At 71.0% G+C, this 22,093-nt stretch carries 14 protein-coding genes; 9 read left to right on the top strand and 5 right to left on the bottom strand.

Features of this window, described 5'->3' with window-relative positions:
* Positions 1-73: 73 nt before the first annotated feature.
* Together QF035_RS42485 and QF035_RS42480 are read right to left on the bottom strand one after the other, a co-directional pair.
* Positions 74-1,258, bottom strand: a complete 1,185-nt coding sequence (locus QF035_RS42485; RefSeq protein ID WP_307526785.1) for an NAD(P)/FAD-dependent oxidoreductase — start codon at positions 1,256-1,258, stop codon at positions 74-76.
* Positions 1,255-1,602 (bottom strand): bifunctional 3-phenylpropionate/cinnamic acid dioxygenase ferredoxin subunit, encoded by a 348-nt coding sequence (locus tag QF035_RS42480; RefSeq protein ID WP_307526783.1) that lies wholly within the window; start codon positions 1,600-1,602, stop codon positions 1,255-1,257. Before QF035_RS42480 ends, QF035_RS42485 begins: the two co-directional genes overlap by 4 nt.
* A 215-nt stretch (positions 1,603-1,817) precedes the next feature.
* On the opposite strand from QF035_RS42480, the gene QF035_RS42475 reads away from it, so the two are divergent.
* The 9 genes from QF035_RS42475 to QF035_RS42435 all read left to right on the top strand — a co-directional run bounded on the left by QF035_RS42475 (position 1,818) and on the right by QF035_RS42435 (position 14,427).
* Positions 1,818-2,636, top strand: a complete 819-nt coding sequence (locus QF035_RS42475; RefSeq protein ID WP_307526781.1) for an IclR family transcriptional regulator — start codon at positions 1,818-1,820, stop codon at positions 2,634-2,636.
* 237 nt (positions 2,637-2,873) lie between these two features.
* Positions 2,874-3,959 carry an S-(hydroxymethyl)mycothiol dehydrogenase gene (locus QF035_RS42470; RefSeq protein WP_307526780.1) on the top strand — a complete coding sequence of 362 codons (1,086 nt, stop codon included), beginning with the start codon at positions 2,874-2,876 and terminating at the stop codon, positions 3,957-3,959.
* Entirely contained in the window at positions 3,956-4,582 is a 627-nt protein-coding gene (locus tag QF035_RS42465; RefSeq protein ID WP_307526778.1) for an MBL fold metallo-hydrolase, read from the top strand. The genes QF035_RS42470 and QF035_RS42465 overlap by 4 nt, the downstream gene beginning before the upstream one ends.
* Before the next feature lie 72 nt (positions 4,583-4,654).
* The gene (locus tag QF035_RS42460) at positions 4,655-7,141 is read left to right on the top strand and encodes a GcvT family protein (protein ID WP_307526776.1); all 2,487 of its coding nucleotides are present in this window, start codon (positions 4,655-4,657) and stop codon (positions 7,139-7,141) included.
* 123 nt (positions 7,142-7,264) lie between these two features.
* Positions 7,265-8,419: an N-methyl-L-tryptophan oxidase gene (gene solA, locus QF035_RS42455; protein ID WP_307526775.1), complete on the top strand. Its 1,155-nt coding sequence runs from the start codon at positions 7,265-7,267 to the stop codon at positions 8,417-8,419.
* Between the two features lie 11 nt (positions 8,420-8,430).
* Positions 8,431-9,594: an aromatic ring-hydroxylating oxygenase subunit alpha gene (locus tag QF035_RS42450; RefSeq protein ID WP_307526773.1), complete on the top strand. Its 1,164-nt coding sequence runs from the start codon at positions 8,431-8,433 to the stop codon at positions 9,592-9,594.
* The gene (locus QF035_RS42445) at positions 9,587-11,053 is read left to right on the top strand and encodes an aldehyde dehydrogenase family protein (protein WP_307526771.1); all 1,467 of its coding nucleotides are present in this window, start codon (positions 9,587-9,589) and stop codon (positions 11,051-11,053) included. Before QF035_RS42450 ends, QF035_RS42445 begins: the two co-directional genes overlap by 8 nt.
* Positions 11,054-11,243: 190 nt before the next feature.
* Positions 11,244-12,821 (top strand): APC family permease, encoded by a 1,578-nt coding sequence (locus QF035_RS42440; RefSeq protein WP_307526770.1) that lies wholly within the window; start codon positions 11,244-11,246, stop codon positions 12,819-12,821.
* A gap of 52 nt (positions 12,822-12,873) precedes the next feature.
* A complete protein-coding gene (locus tag QF035_RS42435; RefSeq protein WP_307526768.1) occupies positions 12,874-14,427 on the top strand; it encodes a GMC family oxidoreductase in 1,554 nt (517 codons plus the stop codon).
* A gap of 79 nt (positions 14,428-14,506) precedes the next feature.
* On the opposite strand, the gene QF035_RS42430 is transcribed toward QF035_RS42435, so the two are convergent.
* From QF035_RS42430 to QF035_RS42420, 3 genes are all read right to left on the bottom strand, one after another.
* Positions 14,507-19,288, bottom strand: coding sequence for a hypothetical protein (locus tag QF035_RS42430; protein ID WP_307526767.1), 4,782 nt, complete (start codon positions 19,286-19,288; stop codon positions 14,507-14,509).
* Positions 19,289-19,408: 120 nt separating this feature from the next.
* A complete protein-coding gene (locus QF035_RS42425; RefSeq protein ID WP_307526765.1) occupies positions 19,409-20,287 on the bottom strand; it encodes a hypothetical protein in 879 nt (292 codons plus the stop codon).
* Positions 20,288-20,426: 139 nt separating this feature from the next.
* Entirely contained in the window at positions 20,427-21,953 is a 1,527-nt protein-coding gene (locus tag QF035_RS42420; RefSeq protein WP_307526764.1) for a hypothetical protein, read from the bottom strand.
* Between the last annotated feature and the right edge of the window lie 140 nt (positions 21,954-22,093).

Here is a 22,093-nt window from a genome sequence, read left to right as displayed (position 1 = left end):
CTCCCCCGCAGGACACGGCGACAGCCTCTCCCGCCAGGACACGGCGACGCCTCTCCCATCGGGGGTGGCCCCGCTAGGAGACGGCCGCCTCCGCCACCGTCACCCCGCGCCCGAGTTCGCGCCGGGCGCGCATGAACGGTCGTGGTCGGTCGACGGAGAGCACCGCGGTCGTCCGGCCGTCCCGCTCGTACAGGGCGAGAAGGCCTCCCTCGTCGGGCGCGTCGTCGGTGACGCCGCCCTCCGTGATCCGGACGGTGTCGGTGTCGAGCCGCCGTCCGGCGAACTGGATCCGTGCTCCGTACTGGTCCGACCAGAAGTAGGGCAGTGGGCGCACGGTCTCCGCCGTGTGCCCCGCGAGGAGGTTGCGCACGGCGACCCGGGGCTGCTCGGTGGCGCTGGTCCAGTGTTCGGCGCGGGTGCCGCCGACGCGGGCGACGTCACCGACGGCGACCACCTGAGGCAGAGCCGTCACACAGCCGTCGTCGCACAGCACTCCGTCGTGCAGTGCGAGCGTCGAGCCCGCCAGCCAGTCGGTGTTGGGGATGGCTCCGATGCCGACGATCACGATGTCGGCGGGAAGCAGCCGGCCGTCGGCGAGTTCAACGCCGGTCACCGCGACCGTGCCGCGCAGCCCGGCGACGCCGGTGCCCGTGACCAGGTCGACGCCACCGCGCCGGTGCAGTCCGGCGCACACCGCGGCCATCTCCGGGCCGAGTTGGGGCACCAGCGGCAGGGGTGCGGCCTCGACGACGGTGACGTCGTGGCCGAGTCCCGCGCAGGAGGAGGCCGTCTCGGCACCGATGAAGCCGCCGCCGATGACCACGACACGGCGGGTGCCCGCGGCGAGTTCGGCACGCAGCGCACGCGCGTCGTCGAGGGTGCGCAGGGTGTGGACTCCGGCGAGTTCGCAGCCGGGGAGCCTGCGGGCCGAGGCTCCGGTGGCGATGACCACGCCGTCGGTGGAGACGGTGCGGCCGTCGCCCAGGAGAACGGTCCGGCCGCGCACGTCCAGGCCGCGGGCGCGGACGCCGAGCAGCCACTCGGCGTCGAGCTCGGTGGTCTCCTCGGCGTCGGAGAGGGCGAGTTGATCCTCGCCGGACCGGCCGGTGAGGAAGTCCTTGGACAACGGGGGGCGGTCGTAGGGGCGGTGCGGTTCGTCCCCGACGACCACCAGTCGCCCGTCGAACCCCTGGGCACGCAGTTCCCGGGCCGCGTACAGCCCGGACAGCGAGGCCCCGACGACGGTCACGGTCCTCATGCCGCCGTGCCCTCCTCTTCGGCCGCCACTTCGGCGAGCACTTCAGACGCCACGTGGACGTGGACCATGCCGTCGTCGACGGTGACGCGGTGGGTGCGGACGGCCCGGCGTGCGGGAAGGCACGTCGGCCGGCCGGTGCGGAGATCGAATGACGCGGCGTGGAGCGGGCATTCGACCAGACAACCCTCCAGCCATCCCTCGGACAGGGACGCATCCTGGTGGGTGCAGGTGTCATCGATGGCGTACAGCTCGCCGTCGGCGTTGAACACGGCGATGGGCGGTGTGGTGTCGATACGGACGGATTCGCCCGCGGGGAGGTCATCAAGGCGGCAGACGGGAATCACGGGCCCCCCTCTCGGTCCAGGACCCACGGTCCGGGACCTCTCAGGTCCGGTCTGGTCCGAGACCTTCCCGGTCACGGACTCTTCGGTAACATGATGTTTCGTATGGCGCACGAGGGAGCGCTATGCGCAACAGAATCCGCGCGGGATGCCCTTCACGTCAAGGGCTTCCGGCAGATGCGGCTCAATCCGGGCCGCCAGGTGGTGAGAGTTGAGTTATGACCCGCACGCAGAAGCAGGCTGACCGCACAGAGGAGACACCCGGGAAGCAGAGCAGGGGCGCGGGGAGCGCCGTCCAGTCCGTGGACCGCGCCGTGAGTGTGCTGGAGATCCTCGCGCGGCTCGGCGAGGCGGGCGTCACCGAGATCGCCGACGAGCTGGAGGTGCACAAGTCCACCGCCTTCCGGCTCCTCGGAGTGCTGGAGAACAGAGGACTGGTCGCCCAGGCCAAGGACCGCGGGAAGTACTACCTGGGCGCCGGCGTACTACGCCTGGCGGGGGCGGCGGCAGTGCGCCTGGACATCTCCCAGGAGGGCGTGCCCGTGTGCCGCGAACTCGCGGACGAGGTGGGCGAGACCGTCAACATCGCGGTGCTCGACGACAACGCGGCGGTCAACATCATGCAGGCCCGCGGCGCCGCGTCCGTGACCGCGCAGAACTGGCTGGGCAGACGCACCCCGCTGCACGCCACGTCCAGCGGAAAGGTGCTGCTGGGGCATCTGCCGCCGACCCTGAGGGAAGGACTGATGGCCAGGCCGCTCCCGCGCTTCACCGAGCGCACGATCACCGGCACGGCCGCACTGCGCGGCGAGCTGGAGGCCGTGGTGGAGCAGGGGTACGCGTTCGCCCTGGAGGAGCTGGAGCTGGGGCTGGCCGCGACCGCCGCCCCGGTGCGCGCCCACGACGGGAAGGTGATCGGCGCGATCAGCGTCTCGGGTCCGGTGTACCGGCTGGACTCGGACCACCTGCCCGATCTCGCCAAGCGCACGGCGGCAGCCGCCGCCGACCTGTCGCGCCGGATGGGATACGGCTTCTGACGGAAGCGGGACCGGACGCGGACCGGAGCCGGAGACCGGACGCCGGAGGGACACGGCACGAAGCGCGGGGCCAGGAACACCTGGCCCCGCGTTTCTGTGTGTCGGACAGATTTCGTGCCGCCCGTTCCTTTTGCCAAGGATTAACCCGCACCTCTTGACGGCCCCTCGGCGGCGTTCCCACTATGTTCCTCATAGCGCAACCCATAGTGCATTGCGCAACAGCAGAGGAGCTTGGTCGTGCCACACGAGGTCCGTGCCGTAGTCGCTGTGAAGAAGGGCGCACCCGTCGAGGTGCAGACGATCGTCGTTCCCGACCCGGGTCCGGGCGAGGTGCTCGTCTCCGTGCAGGCCTGCGGGGTCTGCCACACCGATCTGCACTATCGGGAGGGCGCGATCAACGACGACTTCCCGTTCCTGCTGGGCCATGAGGCGGCCGGCACGATCGAGGCGATCGGCGAGGGCGTGACCGACCTCAAGACCGGCGACTACGTGGTGCTCGCCTGGCGCGCCCCCTGCGGTTCCTGTCGCTCCTGTCGCCGTGGCCGGCCCTGGTACTGCTTCGACTCGCGCAACGCCACCCAGCCGATGACGCTCCTGGACGGCACCCCGCTCAGCAACGCCCTCGGCATCGGCGCCTTCGCCGAGAAGACCCTGGTCGCGGCCGGACAGGCGGTGAAGATCGACCCGGCGGCCCGGCCCGAGGCCGCGGGCCTGATCGGCTGCGGGGTGATGGCCGGCTACGGAGCGGCCGTGAACACCGGCAACGTCGGCCGCGGTGACACGGTCGCCGTCATCGGCTGCGGCGGCGTCGGCAACGCGGCCATCGCGGGCGCCTGCCTCAACGGCGCCATGAAGGTCATCGCCGTCGACATCGACGACAAGAAGCTCGACCAGGCGGAGAGGTTCGGCGCCACCCACACGGTCAACTCCCGCGGCACCGATCCGGTCGAGGCCGTACGCGCCCTCACCGACGGCTTCGGCGTGGACATCGCCATCGACGCGGTGGGCCGCCCGGAGACCTTCAAACAGGCCTTCTACATGCGCGACCACGCGGGTCTGCTGGTCCAGGTCGGAGTCCCGTCGCCGGACATGAGGGTCGAGCTCCCGCTGATCGACGTGTTCTCCCGGGGCGGCGCGATCAAGTCCTCCTGGTACGGCGACTGCCTGCCCAGCCGAGACTTCCCGTTCCTCATCGACCAGTACCTGTACGGCCTGCTGGACCTGAACGCCTTCGTCACGGAGACCATCGCGCTCGATCAGGTCGAGGAGGCCTTCGCCAAGATGCACCGCGGCGAGGTGCTGCGCTCGGTGGTGGTCCTGTGAGCGCCCGGGGGACCGTACGGATCGAGCGCGTGGTCACCTCCGGCACGTTCAGCCTCGACGGCGAGACCTTCGACGTCGACAACAACGTCTGGCTGGTCGGCGACGACGAGGAGGTGCTGATCGTCGACGCCGCCCATGACGCCCGTACGATCCACCGGGCCACCACGGGCCGCCGGGTGACGGCGATCGTGTGCACCCACGCGCACGACGACCATGTCGACGCGGCGGCCGAACTGGCCGAGCTCACCGGCGCGCCGGTGCTCCTGCACCCCGGCGACCACGAGCTGTGGGCCACCACCCACCCCGACCGCAAGCCGGACGGCGAACTCTCCGACGGACAGCGGATCGGCGTCGCCGGGATCGAGCTCCAGGTGATCCACAACCCCGGCCACACCTGGGGCAGCTGCTCCCTGTACGCCACGTTCCTCGACGCGGTCTTCACCGGGGACACCCTCTTCCACGGTGGTCCCGGCGCCACCGGCCGCTCCTACTCCGACCGGCCGACCATCGAGGCCTCCATCCGCAACCGGCTGCTCACGCTGCCCGGCGACACGGACGTCCACACCGGACACGGCGAGGACACCACGATCGCCGCCGAACGCCCCAACGTCCCCGCTCCATAGGCGCGTTCACCTCTCCGCTCCACAAGCGCGTTCACCCCCGCCACGACAACCCCCACCACGACAAGGAGGGGCATGTCCAGCACGCCCGAAACGAACCCCCGCGTGGTCATCGTGGGCGCCGGCATCGTCGGCTGTTCCCTCGCCGACGAGCTCACCGCCCGCGGCTGGACCGACGTCACCGTCCTCGAACAGGGACCGCTGCCCGCTCCCGGCGGCTCCACCTCGCACGCGCCGGGCCTGGTCTTCCAGACGAACCCGTCGAAGACCCTCACCGAGTTCGCCCGGTACACGGTCGAGAAGTTCAACTCCCTCGAAGTGGACGGGGTCTCCTGCTTCGACCCGGTCGGCGGCCTGGAGCTGGCGACGACCCCCGAGCGCCTGGCCGAGCTGCACCGCCGGGCCGGATACGCCGCCTCCTGGGGCATCCGCGGCGAGATCGTGAGCGCGGCCCGGTGCAAGGAGCTCTGGCCCCTCATCGACGAGTCGACCGTCCTCGGCGGCTTCCACACCCCCGACGACGGACTGGCCCGCGCGCTGCTCGCCTCCCGCGCCCAGCTGGCCCGGGCCGAAAGCCGCGGCGCCCGCTTCCTGGACCGGCACACGGTCACCGGGATCGAGCAGGAGGACGGCAGGGTCACCGCGGTCGTCACCGACCGGGGCACCTTCCCCGCCGACCACGTGGTCTCGGCGGCCGGTTTCTGGGGCCCGGTCATCGGCCGTATGGCCGGCGTCGACGTACCCCTTCAGCCGCTCGCCCACCAGTACGCGAGGACCAGGCCCCTCCCCGAACTGGCCGGGGCCACCGAAGAAGCCTCGAAACCCATCCTCCGCTTCCAGGACCGCGACCTCTACTTCCGCGAGCACACCGACCGCATCGGCATCGGCAGCTACGCGCACAAGCCGCTCCCCGTCGACCCGTTCGCGGTCCTCGACTACGACGAGGCGCGCGCGAACGACATGGAGATGCCGTCCTCCTTCCCCTTCACCGAGGAGGACTGGGCGCCGAGCTGGGACGACTGCCGCCAGCTGATGCCGGCCCTGCGGGAGGCGGAGATCGAGGAGGGCTTCAACGGCGTCTTCTCCTTCACGCCCGACGGCATGCCCGTCCTCGGCGAGTCCCGTGCGCTGCGCGGCTTCTGGCTGGCGGAGGCGGTGTGGGTCACGCACTCGGCCGGAGTCGCCAAGGCGGTGGCCGAGTGGATGGTCGACGGACGCCCGGAGACCGACGCCCACGAGTGCGACCTGGCCCGTTTCGAGGACGCCCAGCGCTCCCCCTCGTACATCAGGGACCGGGGTTCGCAGCAGTTCGTCGAGGTGTACGACGTGCTGCACCCGCTCCAGCCGATGGAGCAGCCGCGTCCGCTGCGGGTCAGCCCCTTCTACGCCCGCCAGCAGGAGCTGGGCGCCTACTTCCTGGAGGGCGGTGGCTGGGAGCGCCCTCACTGGTACGAGGCGAACGCCCCGCTCGTCGACGCCCTCGACCCGCTCCCCGAGCGGGATGCCTGGTCGGCACGCTACTGGTCGCCGATCGCGGCGGCCGAGGCGAGGGCGACCCGCGAGAAGGTCGCCCTCTACGACATGACCCCCCTGCGCCGCCTCGAGGTCACCGGCCCCGGAGCCCTCGACTTCCTGCACGGCATGACCACCAACAACCTCCGCAAGAAGCCCGGCGCGGTGACGTACACCCTGCTCCTGGACGAGACGGGCGGCATACGTTCCGACCTCACCGTCGCGCGGCTCGGCCCCGACCGCTTCCAGGTGGGCGCCAACTCCCCCGCCGACCTGGACTGGCTGGCCCGGCACGCCCCCGGTGGGGACACCTCCCGCTCGAGCGCAGCCGAGAGTGGGGGAGTACAGATCCGGGACATCACCTCCGGCACCTGCTGCATCGGCGTCTGGGGTCCGCTCGCGCGCGACCTCGTCCAGCCGCTGACCCGCGACGACTTCTCGCACGAGGGCTTCGGCTACTTCCGCGCGAAGGAGACGTACCTCGGCCATGTCCCGGTCACCGCCATGCGTCTGAGCTACGTCGGCGAGCTGGGCTGGGAGCTCTACACCTCCGCCGACCTGGGGCTCCGCCTCTGGGACACGCTCTGGGAGGCGGGCCAGGAGCACGGTGTGATCGCCGCCGGGCGCTCCGCCTTCAACAGCCTGCGGCTGGAAAAGGGCTACCGCGCGTGGGGTGTCGACATGACCGACGAACACGACCCGTACGAGGCGGGGGTCGGCTTCGCCGTCCGCCTGGACAAGGGGGACTTCACGGGGATGGCGGCGCTTCAGGCCCGGGGCGAGCCCCGACGCCGGCTCACGCCGCTGCTCCTCGACGACCCCGGGTCGGTCGTCCTCGGGAAGGAACCCGTGTACGTCGACGGGTCCCCCGCGGGTTACGTCACCAGCGCGTCGTACGGATACACGCTGGGCCGTTGCATCGCGTACGCCTGGCTGCCGGTGCTGCCCGCCGGGGCGGGCGTCCATATCGAGTACTTCGGCGAGAAGGTTCCGGCCACTGTTGCCGATGAACCGCTCTTCGATCCGAAGATGACCCGCATTCGGTGTTGATCGCTTCGCGGAACGGTTGTGATCAATCCTGCGAGCCGGTGGGGGCTGGTCGCGCAGTTCCCCGCGCCCCTGAAGGGGCGCCGATGAGCAGGCACATCACCATCACGAGCTCTGGAGGTCCCCGTGTCCCCTACCTACGACGTGATCGTCATCGGTCTCGGCGGTATGGGCAGTGCCGCCGCCCACCATCTGTCCTCGCGCGGTGTGCGGGTGCTCGGGCTGGAGAAGTTCGGGCCGGTGCACAACCGCGGTTCCAGTCACGGTGGTTCGCGGATCACCCGGCAGTCCTACTTCGAGGACCCGGCGTACGTACCGCTGCTGCTGCGCGCGTACGAGCTGTACGAGGACGTGGAGCGGGCCACCGGCCGGGACATCGCGACGCTGTGCGGCGGTGTGATGGTCGGGCCTCCCGACTCGCTGACCGTCTCGGGCTCGCTGCGCTCGGCCAAGCAGTGGGACCTGCCCCACGAGATGCTGGACGCGGCCGAGATCCGCCGGCGCTTCCCGACGCTCAACCCGAAGGACGACGAGGTCGCGCTCTACGAGAAGAAGGCCGGCCTGGTCCGCCCCGAGAACATGGTCGCGGCCCATCTCCAGCTCGCCACCCGGCAGGGCGCCGACCTGCACTTCGACGAGCCGATGACCCGCTGGGAACCGTACCGGGACGGGGTTCGCGTCCACACGGCCGAGAACACGTACACCGCGGGCCAGTTGGTGATCTGCCCGGGCGCCTGGGCGCCGCAGCTGCTCACCGACCTCGGGGTGCCGTTCAGCATCGAGCGGCAGGTCATGTACTGGTTCCAGCCGAAGGGCGGGGTCCGGCCGTTCCTGCCCGAGAACCATCCGATCTACATCTGGGAGGACGCGGACGAGGTCCAGGTCTACGGCTTCCCGTCCATCGACGGGCCGGAGCTGGGCGCCAAGGTCGCCTTCTTCCGCAAGGGCGTCGAGTGCACCCCGGAGAACATCGACCGAACGGTCCACGAGGACGAGATCCAGGCGATGGCGGACCACATGTCCCGCTGTATCCCGGACCTGCCCGGCACCTTCCTGAAGGCCGCCACCTGCATGTACTCCAACACCCCTGACGAGCACTTCGTCCTCGCCCGGCATCCCGCGCACCCGGAGTCCGTGACCGTGGCCTGCGGGTTCTCCGGGCACGGGTTCAAGTTCGTGCCGGTGGTCGGCGAGATCCTCGCCGATCTGGCACTCACGGGCACCACCGCCCACCCGATCGGCCTGTTCGACCCCCACCGCCTCGCCGCCGCGCCCGCCTGAGGAGCACGCACGTGACGACGACCCCCGTCTCCCCCGCCCCCGTCTCCGCCCCCGGTCAGCTGCCGCCCAGCCTGATCGCCACCCTTCCGGGGCACTACTACACCGACCCGGAGATCTTCCGGCAGGAGCAGGAACGGCTCTTCGAGTCGATGTGGTTCTGCGCGGTCCGCGGCGCCGACCTGGCCAAACCGGGCGCGTTCCGTACGGTCCAGGTCGGCCGCGAGAGCGTCCTGATCACCCGGTCCCGCACCGGTGAGCTGCGCGCCTTCCTGAACGTCTGCCGCCACCGCGGGGCCCGTCTCTGTCTGGAGGAGGCCGGCGAGGTCCGGCGCAATCTCCAGTGCCCGTACCACGCGTGGACGTACGACCTCGACGGCAAGCTGATCGCGGCACCGAACCTGGTGAAGATGCCGGACGTCGACCGAACGGAGTACGGCCTGGTCAAGGTCGCCCTGCGGGAGTGGCTCGGCTACGCCTGGGTGTGTCTGGCCGACGAGCCGCCGTCCTTCGAGGAGACGGTGATGGGCGCGGCCGTGGAGCGGCTCGGGAACGTGGCGGCCATCGAGCACTACGGCACGGAGAACCTCGCCCTCGGAAAACGCATCACCTATGACGTGAAGGCGAACTGGAAACTGATCGTCGAGAACTTCATGGAGTGCTACCACTGCGCGACGATCCACCCCGAGCTCACCGACGTCCTCCCGGAGTTCGCCGACGGCTACGCGGCCCAGTACTACGTGGGGCACGGCGCCGAGTTCGGCGAGGAGGTCAAGGGCTTCACCGTCGACGGCAGCGAGGGATTCGGGAGACTTCCCGCGATCGCGGAGGATCAGGACCGTCGTTACTATGCGATAACGGTCAAACCCACCGTGTTCATCAATCTCGTCCCCGACCATGTCATCCTGCACCGCATGTTCCCCCTCGCCGAGGACCGGACGATCGTGGAGTGCGACTGGCTCTACGCACCCGAGGTCGTCGAGTCGGGCGCCGATGTGTCGAAGTCCGTGGAACTCTTCCACCGGGTCAACGCCCAGGACTTCGAGGCCTGCGAGCGTACGCAGCCCGCGATGGCGTCCCGCGCCTACCGGAGGGGCGGGGTGCTGGTGCCCACCGAGCACCACATCGGGATTTTCCACGAGTGGCTCATTGGCATGCTGGGAGGCATGGATGGCTGATCTCTATATCGGCGGCACATGGACGAGCGCGCGGGAGAAGGGCACCCGCGAGATCCGCTGTCCGGCCGACGGTTCACTCGTCGCCGTCGTGGACGAGGCGGGCCCCCAGGACACGGCCGACGCGATCGCGGCCGCGCGCCGCGCCTTCGACGACGGCCCCTGGCCACGGACGCCCCCGAACGAGCGCGGTGACCTGCTGCTGCGGGTCGCCGACCTGCTCGCCCGCGACAAGGACGTACTCGCCCGCGCGGAGTCCCTCGACACCGGCAAACGCCTGGTGGAGAGCGAGTACGACATCGACGACATCGAGAACTGCTTCCGCTACTTCGGCCGGCTCGTCGCGAGCGAGTCCGGCCGGGTCGTGGAGACGGGCACGGAGGGCGTCGACAGCCGGGTCGTATACGAACCGGTCGGTGTCTGCGCGCTGATCACACCCTGGAACTATCCGCTGCTCCAGACGGCGTGGAAGGTCGCCCCGGCGCTCGCCGCGGGCAACACCTTCATCCTCAAGCCGAGCGAGCTGACCCCGCACACCGCGATCCATCTGATGCGCCTCCTGGAGGAGGCCGGAGTACCCGCCGGCGTGGCGAACCTGGTGCTCGGCGCCGGTCCCGAGGCCGGCGCTCCGCTGGGCGACCATCCGGACGTGGACCTGGTGTCCTTCACCGGCGGTCTGCAGACCGGCCGCAGACTCATGGCCGCGGCGGCCGGGACGGTGAAGAAGGTCGCCCTCGAACTGGGCGGCAAGAACCCGAACATCGTCTTCGCCGACGCCGACTTCGAGACGGCCGTCGACATGGCGCTGACGGCCGTCTTCCTGCATTCCGGACAGGTCTGCTCGGCCGGGGCGCGGCTCCTGGTCGAGGACTCGCTGCACGACCGCTTCGTCGACGAGGTCGTCCGCAGGGCCCGGCTGATCAGGCTGGGCGGACCGTTCGACGAGCAGGCACAGACCGGTCCGCTGATCTCGGCGGCCCACCGGGAGAAGGTCGAGGCGTACGTCGCCAAGGGCCTGGAGGAGGGGGCGGTCCTGCGCTGCGGCGGGGAGCGGCCGGCCGATCCTCCGCACCCGGACGGCTTCTACTACCCGCCGACCGTGCTCGACGAGTGCTCCGGCCGGATGTCGGTCGTCCAGGAGGAGTCCTTCGGGCCCGTACTGACCGTGGAGCGGTTCACGGACGAGGCGGAGGCGGTGCGGCTGGCCAACGACACGATCTACGGTCTCGCCGGCGGGATCTTCACCTCCGACGAGGCGAAGGCCCAGCGGGTCGCGTCCGCGCTGCGGATCGGCACCATCTGGATCAACGACTACCACCCGTACGTTCCACAGGCCGAGTGGGGCGGTTACAAGCAGTCCGGGTTCGGGCGGGAGCTCGGTCCTGCCGGTCTCGCCGAGTACCGCGAGACCAAACACATCTGGCGCACGACCAATCCCAGTCCACAGGGCTGGTTCTCCTGATCCATGTCCCCAGGGCCGGTTCTGCGGATCTTTCGCAAGAAACCGGCACTCCTCATGGTCAGAACCAGTCGCAGGCATCGTAAGATCCAGCCTTCTTCACCCCGAGATCCAGCACCCGCGCACCAACGACCCCGCACGAGCCGCACTCCCCTCCCGCCCGGGAGAACTCCCCCTTCCCAGGAGGCGCCTCATGACCACCACCGCTCAACCACCTGAGAAACAAAGTAACGACGACTCCGAGCTCAACGAGTTCGGCTACAAGCCCGAACTGAAGCGCACGCTCGGCAATTTCCACACCTTCGCCGCCGGCATCAGCTACATCTCCATCCTCACCGGCACCTTCCAGCTCTTCTACTTCGGCTACGGCAGCGGCGGGCCCGCCTACTGGTGGTCCTGGCCCATGGTCTTCGTCGGCCAGTTCATGGTCGCGCTGTGCTTCGCCGAACTCGCCGCCCGCTATCCGGTGGCCGGCTCCGTCTACAACTGGTCCAAGAAGGTGGGCAACCCGCACATAGGCTGGCTGGCGGGCTGGACGATGCTGATCGCCTCGATCGTGTCGATCGCGGCCGTGGCCCTTGCGTATCAGTTGACGCTTCCTCAGATCTCCTCCGTGTTCCAGTTCGTGGGCGACGGCACCGGCAAGTACGACGTGGCCACCAACGCCGTGCTGCTGGCCTCCGTGCTCATCATCTTCACCACCCTGGTGAACGCCCTCGGCGTGAAGCTGATGGCCCGGATCAACACGGCGGGCGTCTTCATCGAGCTGATCGCCACCGTCGTCCTGATCGTGCTGTTCGCCGTGCACATCACCCGCGGACCGGGGGTCGTGCTGGAGACGAACGGCACGGGAGCGGGCCAGCCCGGCGGCTACTTCGGCGCGTTCCTGATCGCGTCGCTGGCATCCGCGTACGTGATGTACGGCTTCGACACGGCCGCCTCGCTCGGCGAGGAGTCCCTCGACCCGTCGCGCAACGCGCCGCGCGCGATCCTCCGTGCCATCGTCGCCTCGTTCGTCCTCGGCGGGCTCATCCTGCTGCTCGCGCTGATGAGCGTGTCCAGCCTGAAGGGCGACAAGCTGTCCACGGACGGCCTGCAGTACGTCGTCCTCAACGTGCTCGGCGAGGACGCGGGCAAGGCCATGCTGTGGTGCGTGTTCATCGCGGTCACCGTGTGCGCCCTGGCCGTTCACACGGCGGCGATCCGGCTGGCCTTCGCGATGTCCCGCGACAACAACCTGCCCGCCTCCGCCAAGCTGGCCAAGGTCCATCCGCGCTTCCAGACCCCGATCCTGCCCGCGGTGATCATCGGCATCCTGGCGCTGGCGATCCTGGTGGTCAACATCCGCCAGCCGCAGATCTTCACGGTCGTCACCAGTATCGGCATCATCCTGATCTACCTCGCGTATCTGCTGGTCACCGGGCCCATGCTGGTGGCCAGGCTGCGCGGCAAGTGGCAGCCCGCGGGCGACGGCAAGTTCTCGCTCGGCCGCTGGGGACTGCCCGTCAACATCGTCGCCGTGGTGTGGGGCGCGGCCATGATGATCAACCTGATCTGGCCGCGCGCCGCGGTCTACAACGCGGCCGCCCCGTACCACTGGTATCTGCGCTGGGGTGCCGTCCTGTTCGTCGGCATCGTGATGGGCGGCGGTTTCGCCTACTACTGGTTCGTGCAGCGGCACCGCACCGGAGTGCTCGCCGAGCACCAGTACAAGGCCCCCGACACGCCTCTTCCGCCATCCTCGCCCGCGGCCACCCCGACGGCCGACTGAGCGCCCGATCCGAAGGCAGAACGTCGCAAGGACTCAAGGAGGTCAACTCCCCATGAACGAAGACGAGTTCGACTACGTCGTGGTCGGCGGAGGAACCGCGGGCAATGTGGTCGCGGCCCGCCTCTCCGAAGACCCGTCCGTCACGGTGTGCGTCCTGGAGGCGGGGCCCAGCGACGTCGGCGACGACGACGTCATGAAGCTGGAACGCTGGATGGGACTCCTTGAGTCCGGCTACGACTGGGACTACCCGGTCGAGCCGCAGGCCAGCGGCAACAGCTTCATGCGGCACGCCCGCGCCCGGGTGCTCGGCGGCTGCTCCTCGCACAACTCCTGTATCGCCTTCTGGGCACCGGCCGAGGACCTGGACGGCTGGGCGGCAGCGGGCTGTACGGGCTGGAGCGCGGCCGAGCTCTTCCCGCTGTACCAGCGGCTGGAGAACAACGACGCTCCCGGCGAGCACCACGGCCGCTCCGGCCCGGTGAAGCTGCGCCAGCTGAAGAGCGACGACCCTTGTGGCACCGCCCTGTTGGAGGCCTGCGCCCAGGCAGGCATCCCGACCACCCCGTTCAACACCGGAAAGACGGTCGTTCGCGGGGCCAACTGGTTCCAGATCAACTCCGACGAGAACAACATCCGTCAGTCCTCGTCGGTCGCCTATCTGCACCCGATCCTCGGCAAGCGTCCGAACCTGGACGTACGGACCGGGGTGCGGGCCAAGAAGCTCGTGCTCGACGGGCGGCGCTGCGTGGGCGCCGAGTACCTGGACCCGGACCTGATCCACACCCGGACGGTACGGGCCAGGCGCGAGGTGATCGTGTCGTGCGGCTCGATCGACAGCGCGAAGCTGCTGATGCTGTCGGGCATCGGGCCCGCCGACCATCTGCGCGAGGTGGGTGTCGACGTGGTGGTGGACTCGGCCGGCGTGGGCGAGAACCTTCAGGACCACCCCGAGGGCGTCATCATGTGGGACGCCAAGCAGCCCATGACGACCACCTCAAGCCAGTGGTGGGAGGCGGGCATCTTCTACGACACCGAACCCGGCCTGGACCGGCCGGACCTGATGTTCCACTACGGGTCCGTGCCGTTCGACATGAACACGGCCCGGTGGGGCTATCCGACCTCCGAGAACGCGTTCTGTCTCACGCCGAACGTGACGAGCGCGAAGTCGCGCGGCACGGTGCGGCTGCGGACGCGCGACTTCCGGGACAAGCCCAAGGTCGATCCGCGGTACTTCACGCACGAGCACGACGCGCGCGTGATGACGTTCGGGCTGAAGCTGGCCCGGCGTATCGCGGAACAGCCCGCGCTGAGCGGGTGGGCGGGGGCCGAGCTGGCCCCCGGGCCGGATGTCCGGACGGACGACGAGTTGCTCGACTACATCCACAAGACGCACAACACCGTCTATCACCCGTCCTGCACGGTGAAGATGGGTGCGGATTCCGACGCCTCGGCGCCTCTGGATGCCCGGCTTCGAGTGAAGGGAGTTGAAGGGCTGCGGGTCGCGGACGGGTCCGTGATGCCGGATCTTGTGGCCGTCAATCCGTGCATCACGACGATGATGATCGGCGAGAAGTGTGCTGATCTTTTGAAGGAGGACGCGTCTTAGAGGTCGTGGGGAGCTGCGGGGCCGTTGTGGCTGGTCGCGCCCACGCGGCGGAGCCGCAAATGTCACAGCCCCGCGCCCCTTAAGGGGCGCTGGTTGCCGGCCTCTTGTACATGCGCGTTGCCGTGATCTCGGTGTGTACCGCCTCCCCGGCGGGAGCCTCCCGCGGGAGGCCCGGTCGGAGGTGTTCCTCCACGCTGATGTACTTCAGCCCGGCGCGGAGGTCCGCGTCGTTGCGGAGGCGGATGACCAGGGGGAACTCGGCGAGCGCGGTCGTGTCGAACAGGCCCGTGGTGTAGAGGAGCTGGACACCGAGGGCGTCCGACACGGCCCGCTGGAGCTCCAGCAGATACGTGGCGTTGGCGCGGCCGATGGGGTTGTCGAGGAACAGCGTGCCGGCGTGACGGTGCTTGTCGCTGCGGCCCCGGTCGTTCGAGCGCAGGGCCGCCATCGTGCAGTACAGCGCGATCGCGGCGGTGAGCAGCTGGCCGCCGGAGAACACGTCGCCCATCTGTCCGACGGGTACGCGCTCGGCACGCAGCACGGCGTCGGGCTTGAGGATCTCGACGGCGACGCCCTTGGGCTGAAGGGCCGCGCTGACCCCTCTGAGCAGCAGGGACATTCCGTCGCGGCGCATGTCGGAGTTCTTCTTGACGGCCGCGCGGGTTGCCTCGTCGACGACCTCGCCGAGCCGCTCGGCGAGCGTGGCCTGGTCGGGCTCCTCGAAGCGGATGCGCAGGAACTCCTGCCCCGACCACTCCCCGAGCCCTTCGGGGAGACGGGAGAGCCGCTGGGCCGACCTGAGCGTGGCGAGCGCGGACTCGACGAGCCCGCGCAACCGGTCGACGATGGAGTCGCGGTTGCGCTCCAGCTGCTCCAACTCGTCGGTGAGGACCCGGAGTCGGGGCGCGAAGGCGTCCGCCCACTTCTGGGCGTGCTCGGGCAGGGAGGAAGCCGGCAGCTCACGGATCTGCTGGCGGGCGGGCGTGCGCACCTGCTCGTAGCGCGTGGAGTTGGCGTGCCGTACAAGTACGTCGCTCGCCTCGCGCACCGAGGTCTCGGCGGCGGAGAGGTCTGCCGCGCAGCCGCGCAGGGAGCGGCGGGACTCGGCTGCGGAGTGCCGGGCCTCTTCGAGGGTGCCCGGGTAGGGCTCGGGCTCCTCCTGCTCCTCGTCCGAGTGCTCCCTGAGGAGGTCCCGGAGCAGGGCGGCCGTCTCGTCGAAACCGCCCGCCGCGTCCTCGGCGGCGCGGTGGGCGTCGAGCAGTTCGGCGTGGGCCGCGCGCGCCTGGCTCAACGCCTCGGTGCGGGAGGCGAGTTCACCGGTGGCGGTGCGCAGCAGGCTCTGTGCGTGCTCGGCGTCGCGCGGGACCAGGTCCTCGGGCAGTTCGGTGTGCGCCTCGCCGTCCTCGGGCGCGTGCCGCTCGGCCTCGCCCCGCAGCCGTCCGAGCTGCTCGCTCGCGGTCGACATACGCGTTTCCAGAAGCTGGACCAGTTCCTCGGCGCGGGCCGAGGCGGCCTGCCGTGAGGGCCCGTCGGAGCCGTCGGTGGACTCCAGGAGCTGGGCGGCACGCGTACGCACCTTGTTGCTCAGCCGCTCCAGCTCCGCGAGCGCCGCGCTCTCGTCGCTCTCGGCACGGGACTGCTCGGCCCGCAGGTCGGCGCCGACGCCGACCTGCTCGTAGAGCTGGGAGGCGGCGCGGTAGGCCTCGCGCAAGGCGGGCAGCGACGACTTCGCGGCGGCCGGGTCGGCCTCCGGTACGTCGTCGGGGGCGCCCGCGATCTCCGCGCGCTCGCCGCGCAGGGCGCGGGCCGTGCGGCGGGCGTCGTCGGCGGCGCGCTGGGCGCCGCGCCGGTCCTCGTCAGCGGCGCGGGCGCGCTCCAGGCAGGACTGGGCGCGGGCCTCCGACTCGGCGGCGTCGTCGGCGAGTTCGCGCAGCTTGACCTGCCAGCCGGCGCGCTCGCGCAGCCGGAAGGCGAGTCCGGCGAGAGCGTCGGCGGCGCGCCGGGCCCGCTGCGCGGCCTCCTGCCGCTCGTCGCGCACAAGGGCCGCTTCGGCCGCCGATTCGTCGGCCTCGGCCCGGACCGTACGCGCCTCGGACAGCTCGGCCTCGGACTCCTCGGCGAACGCGCGCGCGTCGTGGGCCGCCGTGGCCAGCTCGGCGAGCCGCCCCGCCGGACAGCCCGTCCGCCAGGAGGCGAGCCGTGCGGCCAGCTCCCGGTCCTTGGCGAGCCGGGCCGCCAACTCCCGAATCTCCTCGTCCCGTTCGGTCGCGCGCGTACGCAGCGTCTGCCGCTCCTCGTCGGCGGCGTGCTCATCGTGCATGGCCGGGTTCGGCGGGACGAGGAAGACATCGACACGGCCCCCGTCGCCCGTGTCCGGGGCCGGGGTCGGGGCGAGCAGCGCGGCCGCCGTGCCGACGGCCACCGCGGAGCGCGGGAGCAGCGCGGCGTCGGCGAGGGCTTCGCGGGCCCGTGCGTGGGTGTCCGGGTCCGTGATGATCACGCCGTCGACCAGCTCGGGCCGCGCGGCCAGCACGCGCGCGTGGTCGACGGGGTCGACGGCCTGCGCGAGGTAGCGCCAGCCGGGGAGCGCGGGGATGCCGTGCTCGCCCAGGTACTCCACGGTCGCCAGCACGTCGGGTCCTGGCGGCAGCAGCCCGCCGTCACCGAGCGCGCCGAGGATCCGCGCGTCGTCGGCCGCTGCGGTCCGCAACTCGAAGAGCTGCCGCTCGGCGGAGGCGACCCCGTCGTCGAGGAGCTCCCGGAGCTCGTCGGCGTAGTGGTCCAACTCCTCGGCGGAGAGGGGTGCTTCGTCGGAGTCGGCTTCGGTGTCCGGGCCGCCCCGTCCTCGACGGGTGCCCGCTGCGTCGGCGCCGGGGCCCGTCCCGGAGCCACGGCCCGACGTGTTCCCGTGATCGGCTCCGCCTGCTCGCGCGGCGCCCTCGGTGGAAGCCGTGCCCGCGCCCTGCCGCGGCTGCGGCAACCCGCCGCGGCCGGAGCCCCCCGAACCGCCGGAGGCACCCGGCAGGCTCAGCAGTTCGGCCAGTCGCTCCTCCCCCGCCAGCGCCCGGGCGGTCCCCCTCTCGGCGTCGTAGGCGCGCTCGGCGGCCGTCGCGGCGTCGGCCGCGCGGGCCGCCGTCAGCTCGGCGCGGGACTCGGCGGACGCCGCCTCGCGGGAGTGCTCCGTCGTGCGGCGGGATGCCTCGCGCGCGGTGTCCCACGCGGCGACGGCGGTCTTCTCGGCGTCACTGGCGGCGAGCGCGGCACGGGCCGGGTCGGCGTCAGGGGCGGTGTCGTCGAGCCACCCGGCGCGCACCGCCTCGGCGGTCTCCTGCTCGACCTCGCTGAGGCGCTGCCGCAGATGGCCGATCTCGCTGCGGGCCCGCTGTGCCTCGGTGGCGGCGGACGTCGAGTCCCGGTAGGCGGCCTCGCCGACCTCCTGGAGCGCGGCGGACCGCTCCTCCTCCTCGTTGGCGACCGTCTCGGCCCCCTCTGCCGCGGCGTGCAGTGCTCGTACGAGATCGGCGGCGGCCTTGGCACGCGCGGCCAGCGCGGGCGCGGCGTCCCGCTCGGCCTCGCGGATGGCGACGGCCACGCGCGCGGAGCGGTCGGCGGAGGCGCGGTGCCGCAGCACCAGCTCGGCGGCCTGCCACGCGGAGTGCAGCGTGCGCGCGTCGGCGAGCTCCCGCTTCTGCGCGGCCGCGCCCTTCTCGGCGCCGGCGAGCGCCAAGGAGGCGTGCCGGTAGGCGAGTTGGGCCGAGATCAGCGCGCTGCGCTCCCGGGAACTGTCGGCCTCCGTGACCCGGTGGGCGGCGGCGGTGACCTGCTGGGCAAGATCGCCGGTGCGGCCCCGCTCCTGTCCGGCGCGCGCGGAGAGCCGCCGCGCCAGTGTCCTCGTACGCCGCTCGGCGCCCGCGTGGATGTCCCGTGCACGCGAACGCGTGGCGGTCGCCTCGACGATCCGCCCGAGCAGGTCGACGGACCCGGCGGTGAACTCGCGCTCGGCGATCAGCTCGGCCCGCCGCCCCAGCTTGTTGCCGAATCCGCCGACCAGGTCCGCGAGCCCGTCGGTGTCCCGGGTGTCGGTGACCGCCCGCAGCAGCAGATCGGTGAAGTCGGAGTCCTTCTTGACGGCGAAGAGACCGGCGGCCTCACCCTCGTCGGCGTTCATCTCGCGCTGGTAGCGGAAGAGTTCGGGGTCGAGGCCCAGGTCGCCGAGGTGTTCGATCCAGCGGTCGTGGATCTCCTCCCAGTGCACTTCGAGGTGCGGGTACGCCTTGCCCGCCTCGGTGAGCGCGTCCCGGAAGCCCTTCATGGTGCGCCGGCGCCCCTGCGCGCCCGAGGCACCCTCGGCCGACGGCCGCACGGAAGTGGCCTCGGCGACCGGCAGATTGTCCAGGCTCAGCCCGGGCCCGGGCCGGAACGAGTACCAGGCCTCCGCGAACTTCCGCGGATCGTTGGAGACCTGGCGCCCCCGCCACTCACTGACCTTGCCGACCACGACACACTCGCCGGTCAGCGTGTGCTGCCACTCCAGCGCCACGTGCCCGCAGTCGTCCGCGAGCAGGAACTTCCGCAGCACGCCGGAACTGGCACCGCCCAGCGTGTTCCGGTGGCCGGGCAGCATCACGGAGAAGATCAGCTTGAGCAGTACGGACTTGCCACCGCCGTTCTCCAGGAAGAGCACACCGGCGGGCGCGGGGCGGCGCGGCGGCCCGACGGGCTCCTCCTCGAAGAACTCCGCCTGCGTGGGCGCGGGGTCGGGCACGGGCTCGCCGACACCCCGCAGGTCCAGCACGGTGTCGGCGTAGCGCGCACCGGCAGGCCCGATGGAGTAGAGGCGGACCCGGGACAGCTCGTACATGGCGGCGGACTCTCGTAGTCGTAAAGGGAGTAGTCGTAGAGGAAGTTGAGGCGGTCGGTCAGAGGGTCGGGGCGGTGGACCGGGGCCGGCGGGTCCCGGTCAGTGGGCCGACCGCCGGGTTCACGAGTGGAACGGCAGTCCGGCATCGGCGGCCAGCTCCAGATCCTCGGTGTCCTCGGCGGGCAGCAGGCTGGCGGTGCCGTCGGTGACCGGCACGATGCCGAGCTCCAGCAGCTCGGCCATCGCGGCACTGCCGGCCATGTCCCGTATTTGGAGCTGGTAGCGGGCGGTCGTCCGGTACGTCCCCCCGCCGTCGTCCCCGGTGCGCTGCAGGAACCCCGAGTCGGTGAGGAACGCGACGGCCTTGCCGATGATGCCGGTGGTCGAACCGGCAAGTCTTCGGGCGTCCTTGGTGGCCCCGGTGGAACTGCGCCGCGCCCAGATCCGCCAGGCGGCCTCCAGGCCCGGTGCGTCGGTCGCCGGGTCGGTGTTCTCCCCGTGCACCTCGGCCTGCTCCTCCAACCGCCGACAGGCCTGCCGAACGAAGGCGTCGACGCCGTTCACCGACACCCGCCCGATGTACCCGTCGTCGGCGAGGTCCTCCGGGCGCGGGAACGCCATGGCGGCGACGGCGAGATGCGCGAGCCCGTGCAGGAACCGGTCCCCCGAGTCGGCCGACGTCCGCCGCGCGTAGTCCCCCATCCGCACGGCGAACACCGAGTCCTCGGCCGCGGTCACCGCCATCCCCGCCCGCGGGGACACCTCCAGCACCACAAGCCCGAGCCCGGTCGCCACGGCATCGGCCAACCGCGCGAAGGCCGGATCCTCCCGGTACCTCCGCAGCAGTTCGGCGTACTCCTGATCCCGCGCGGGCTGCAACTTCGGCTGCAACCCAAAGGCCACCAGCCGCGCGGCATCAGCGGCGTCGGCGGGAGTGACGGCGCTGCTCATCGGAGGGGCGACAGCCTCCGGCTCACTCCACTCGACATGCTCGGTCACGACTACTACAACTCCCTGAACTCGAATACGGGGCTGAGGACAAGCGCCCCTCTAGGGGCGCGGGGAACTGCGCGACAAGCCACGACGAAGCCGCAGGTCACAAGCAACCCGCACCCACCCGGCGAACCCAGCGGAGCGTTCACGCCGCATCCTTCCGATCCGCAGCCATCCCCACCGCATCCAGCAGAGCCATCCCCACGATCAGATCGGCCCCACCGAACTCCGGATCGTCCAGCTCGGTCCCGTCGTCCACGGCGAACAGCAACTTCTCCTCACCCTGCCGATACGCCGTGCCGACCGGCGGACTGGCCGCGTGCACGGCCAGCAGGGCAAGCAGATAGGGCAGCTCGGGGTCCTGGCGCCGCGCGTCGGCCAGCAGCCCGGACAGCCGCCGCGGCGCGTCGGCAGGCAGGTCGAGGAGCTCCATCGCGGCGGCGAGCTGCTCCTCACTGAACCGGCTGTCGTCCGGCGTGGCGATCAGATCCGGCTCGGGCATCTCGGCACCGAGGTGCTCCCGCTCCATCGGCGGTGTCAGCAGAAGATCGACAAGGTCACCGACCCGAACGGACGCGGGCGTCCGAAGCCCCGTCCCACGGGCGAAGAACGCGTCGGACACCCGCAGCGCCTGCTCCACGGGCAACGGCAGTACGGGCGCGACGAGATGCCCGTACAGATCTATCCCGGACGTCGTCATGGGCGTAGCGAAGGCCTGCCGGTCCTGCTCGGCACGGAACAGCGGCCCGGCTTCCAGGAGACGGGACTGCAACTGCGTGTGCCGCCGGATGCAGTCCTTGACGATGTCGACGAGTTCGGCGGCCCGCCGCTTCTGCTCGGCGTCCTCCGACTCGTCCCGCGCCTTGCGGATGTTCGTGAGGATCGCGTTCTCGTGGCGATAGCGGTCGGCGACGTGGTCGAGCGCCTCGGCGATCATGTCGGGCACGGCCTGCAGCCAGTCCACCGCCCGTACGTTGCGCCGGGTCGCGTCCAGGGCCCGGCGGAGCGTCTCGGAGTACTGCACGGTCCGGTAGCGGGCCTGCTCGGCGGCGAGCTGCGCGTCCGCGAGCCGGCCGCGGCTGATCAGCACCTCCAGCTTGACCTCGGCGGCGATCTGCGCACTGGTGACGTCGGTGTCGAGGGCGCCCACGAGAACGTTGACCGCCTCGTCCGTCGTACGGAGATACACGCTCCCTCCGTAGCCGGGCACCTCCTCGATGAGCTTGAAGTCGTAGTCCCGGCGCACATACGAACCGTCGGGCGCGAACGTGCCGTATACGGCCCGGAAGCCGCGGTCGACGCTGCCGACGTTGATGAGGTTCTCCAGGACCCAGCGGGCGACGCGCTCGTGCTCGACGACGGGCCGGCGCGGGGCCTGGGCGGCGATGCGCGGGATGAGCCTGGCCACTATCTGGTCGTGGTCGGCGCCCGTGTCGAAGTCCATGTTCAGTGTGACGAGGTCGATGGCGGCGAGGGCCACCTCCGCCATCCCGTACACCGAGTACTCACCCGCCAGGTTCGCCTTGCGTACGTCGAGGTCGTGCAGCGGCGCGGTGCAGGCGAGCGCGCGCAGCCGCCGCGCCAGTCCCTCGTCGGCGGCCGGGCCCGGTGCGGGGCGCGGCCCCGCGCTGAGCTGGGGCGGAACGCTGTCCGTCGATGCAGGCGAAGTCACGGTGCACAGACTAGGTCCTCGGTCTGACAACGACCGAAACGCTCCGCTGGGATCGCCGGGCCACTGCGGGTGGTTTGTTGTCCGCGGGTTGACTGCGGCTGGGCGCGCCCACGCGGCGGAGCCGCAAATGTCACAGCCCC

The organism is Streptomyces umbrinus (assembly GCF_030817415.1).
Taxonomy (GTDB): domain Bacteria; phylum Actinomycetota; class Actinomycetes; order Streptomycetales; family Streptomycetaceae; genus Streptomyces; species Streptomyces umbrinus_A.
The sequence above is the reverse complement of the archived record's forward strand: the minus strand, read 5'-3'. Positions and strand labels throughout refer to the sequence as shown.

Bases quoted from the DNA above. Each gene is read 5' to 3' on its own strand.
- QF035_RS42485 (WP_307526785.1), bottom strand. From the start codon at position 1,258: ATGAGGACCGTGACCGTCGTCGGGGCCTCGCTGTCCGGGCTGTACGCG.
- QF035_RS42445 (WP_307526771.1), top strand. From the start codon at position 9,587: ATGGCTGATCTCTATATCGGCGGCACATGGACGAGCGCGCGGGAGAAG.
- QF035_RS42430 (WP_307526767.1), bottom strand. From the start codon at position 19,288: ATGTACGAGCTGTCCCGGGTCCGCCTCTACTCCATCGGGCCTGCCGGT.
- QF035_RS42460 (WP_307526776.1), top strand. From the start codon at position 4,655: ATGTCCAGCACGCCCGAAACGAACCCCCGCGTGGTCATCGTGGGCGCC.
- QF035_RS42440 (WP_307526770.1), top strand. From the start codon at position 11,244: ATGACCACCACCGCTCAACCACCTGAGAAACAAAGTAACGACGACTCC.
- QF035_RS42435 (WP_307526768.1), top strand. From the start codon at position 12,874: ATGAACGAAGACGAGTTCGACTACGTCGTGGTCGGCGGAGGAACCGCG.
- QF035_RS42475 (WP_307526781.1), top strand. From the start codon at position 1,818: ATGACCCGCACGCAGAAGCAGGCTGACCGCACAGAGGAGACACCCGGG.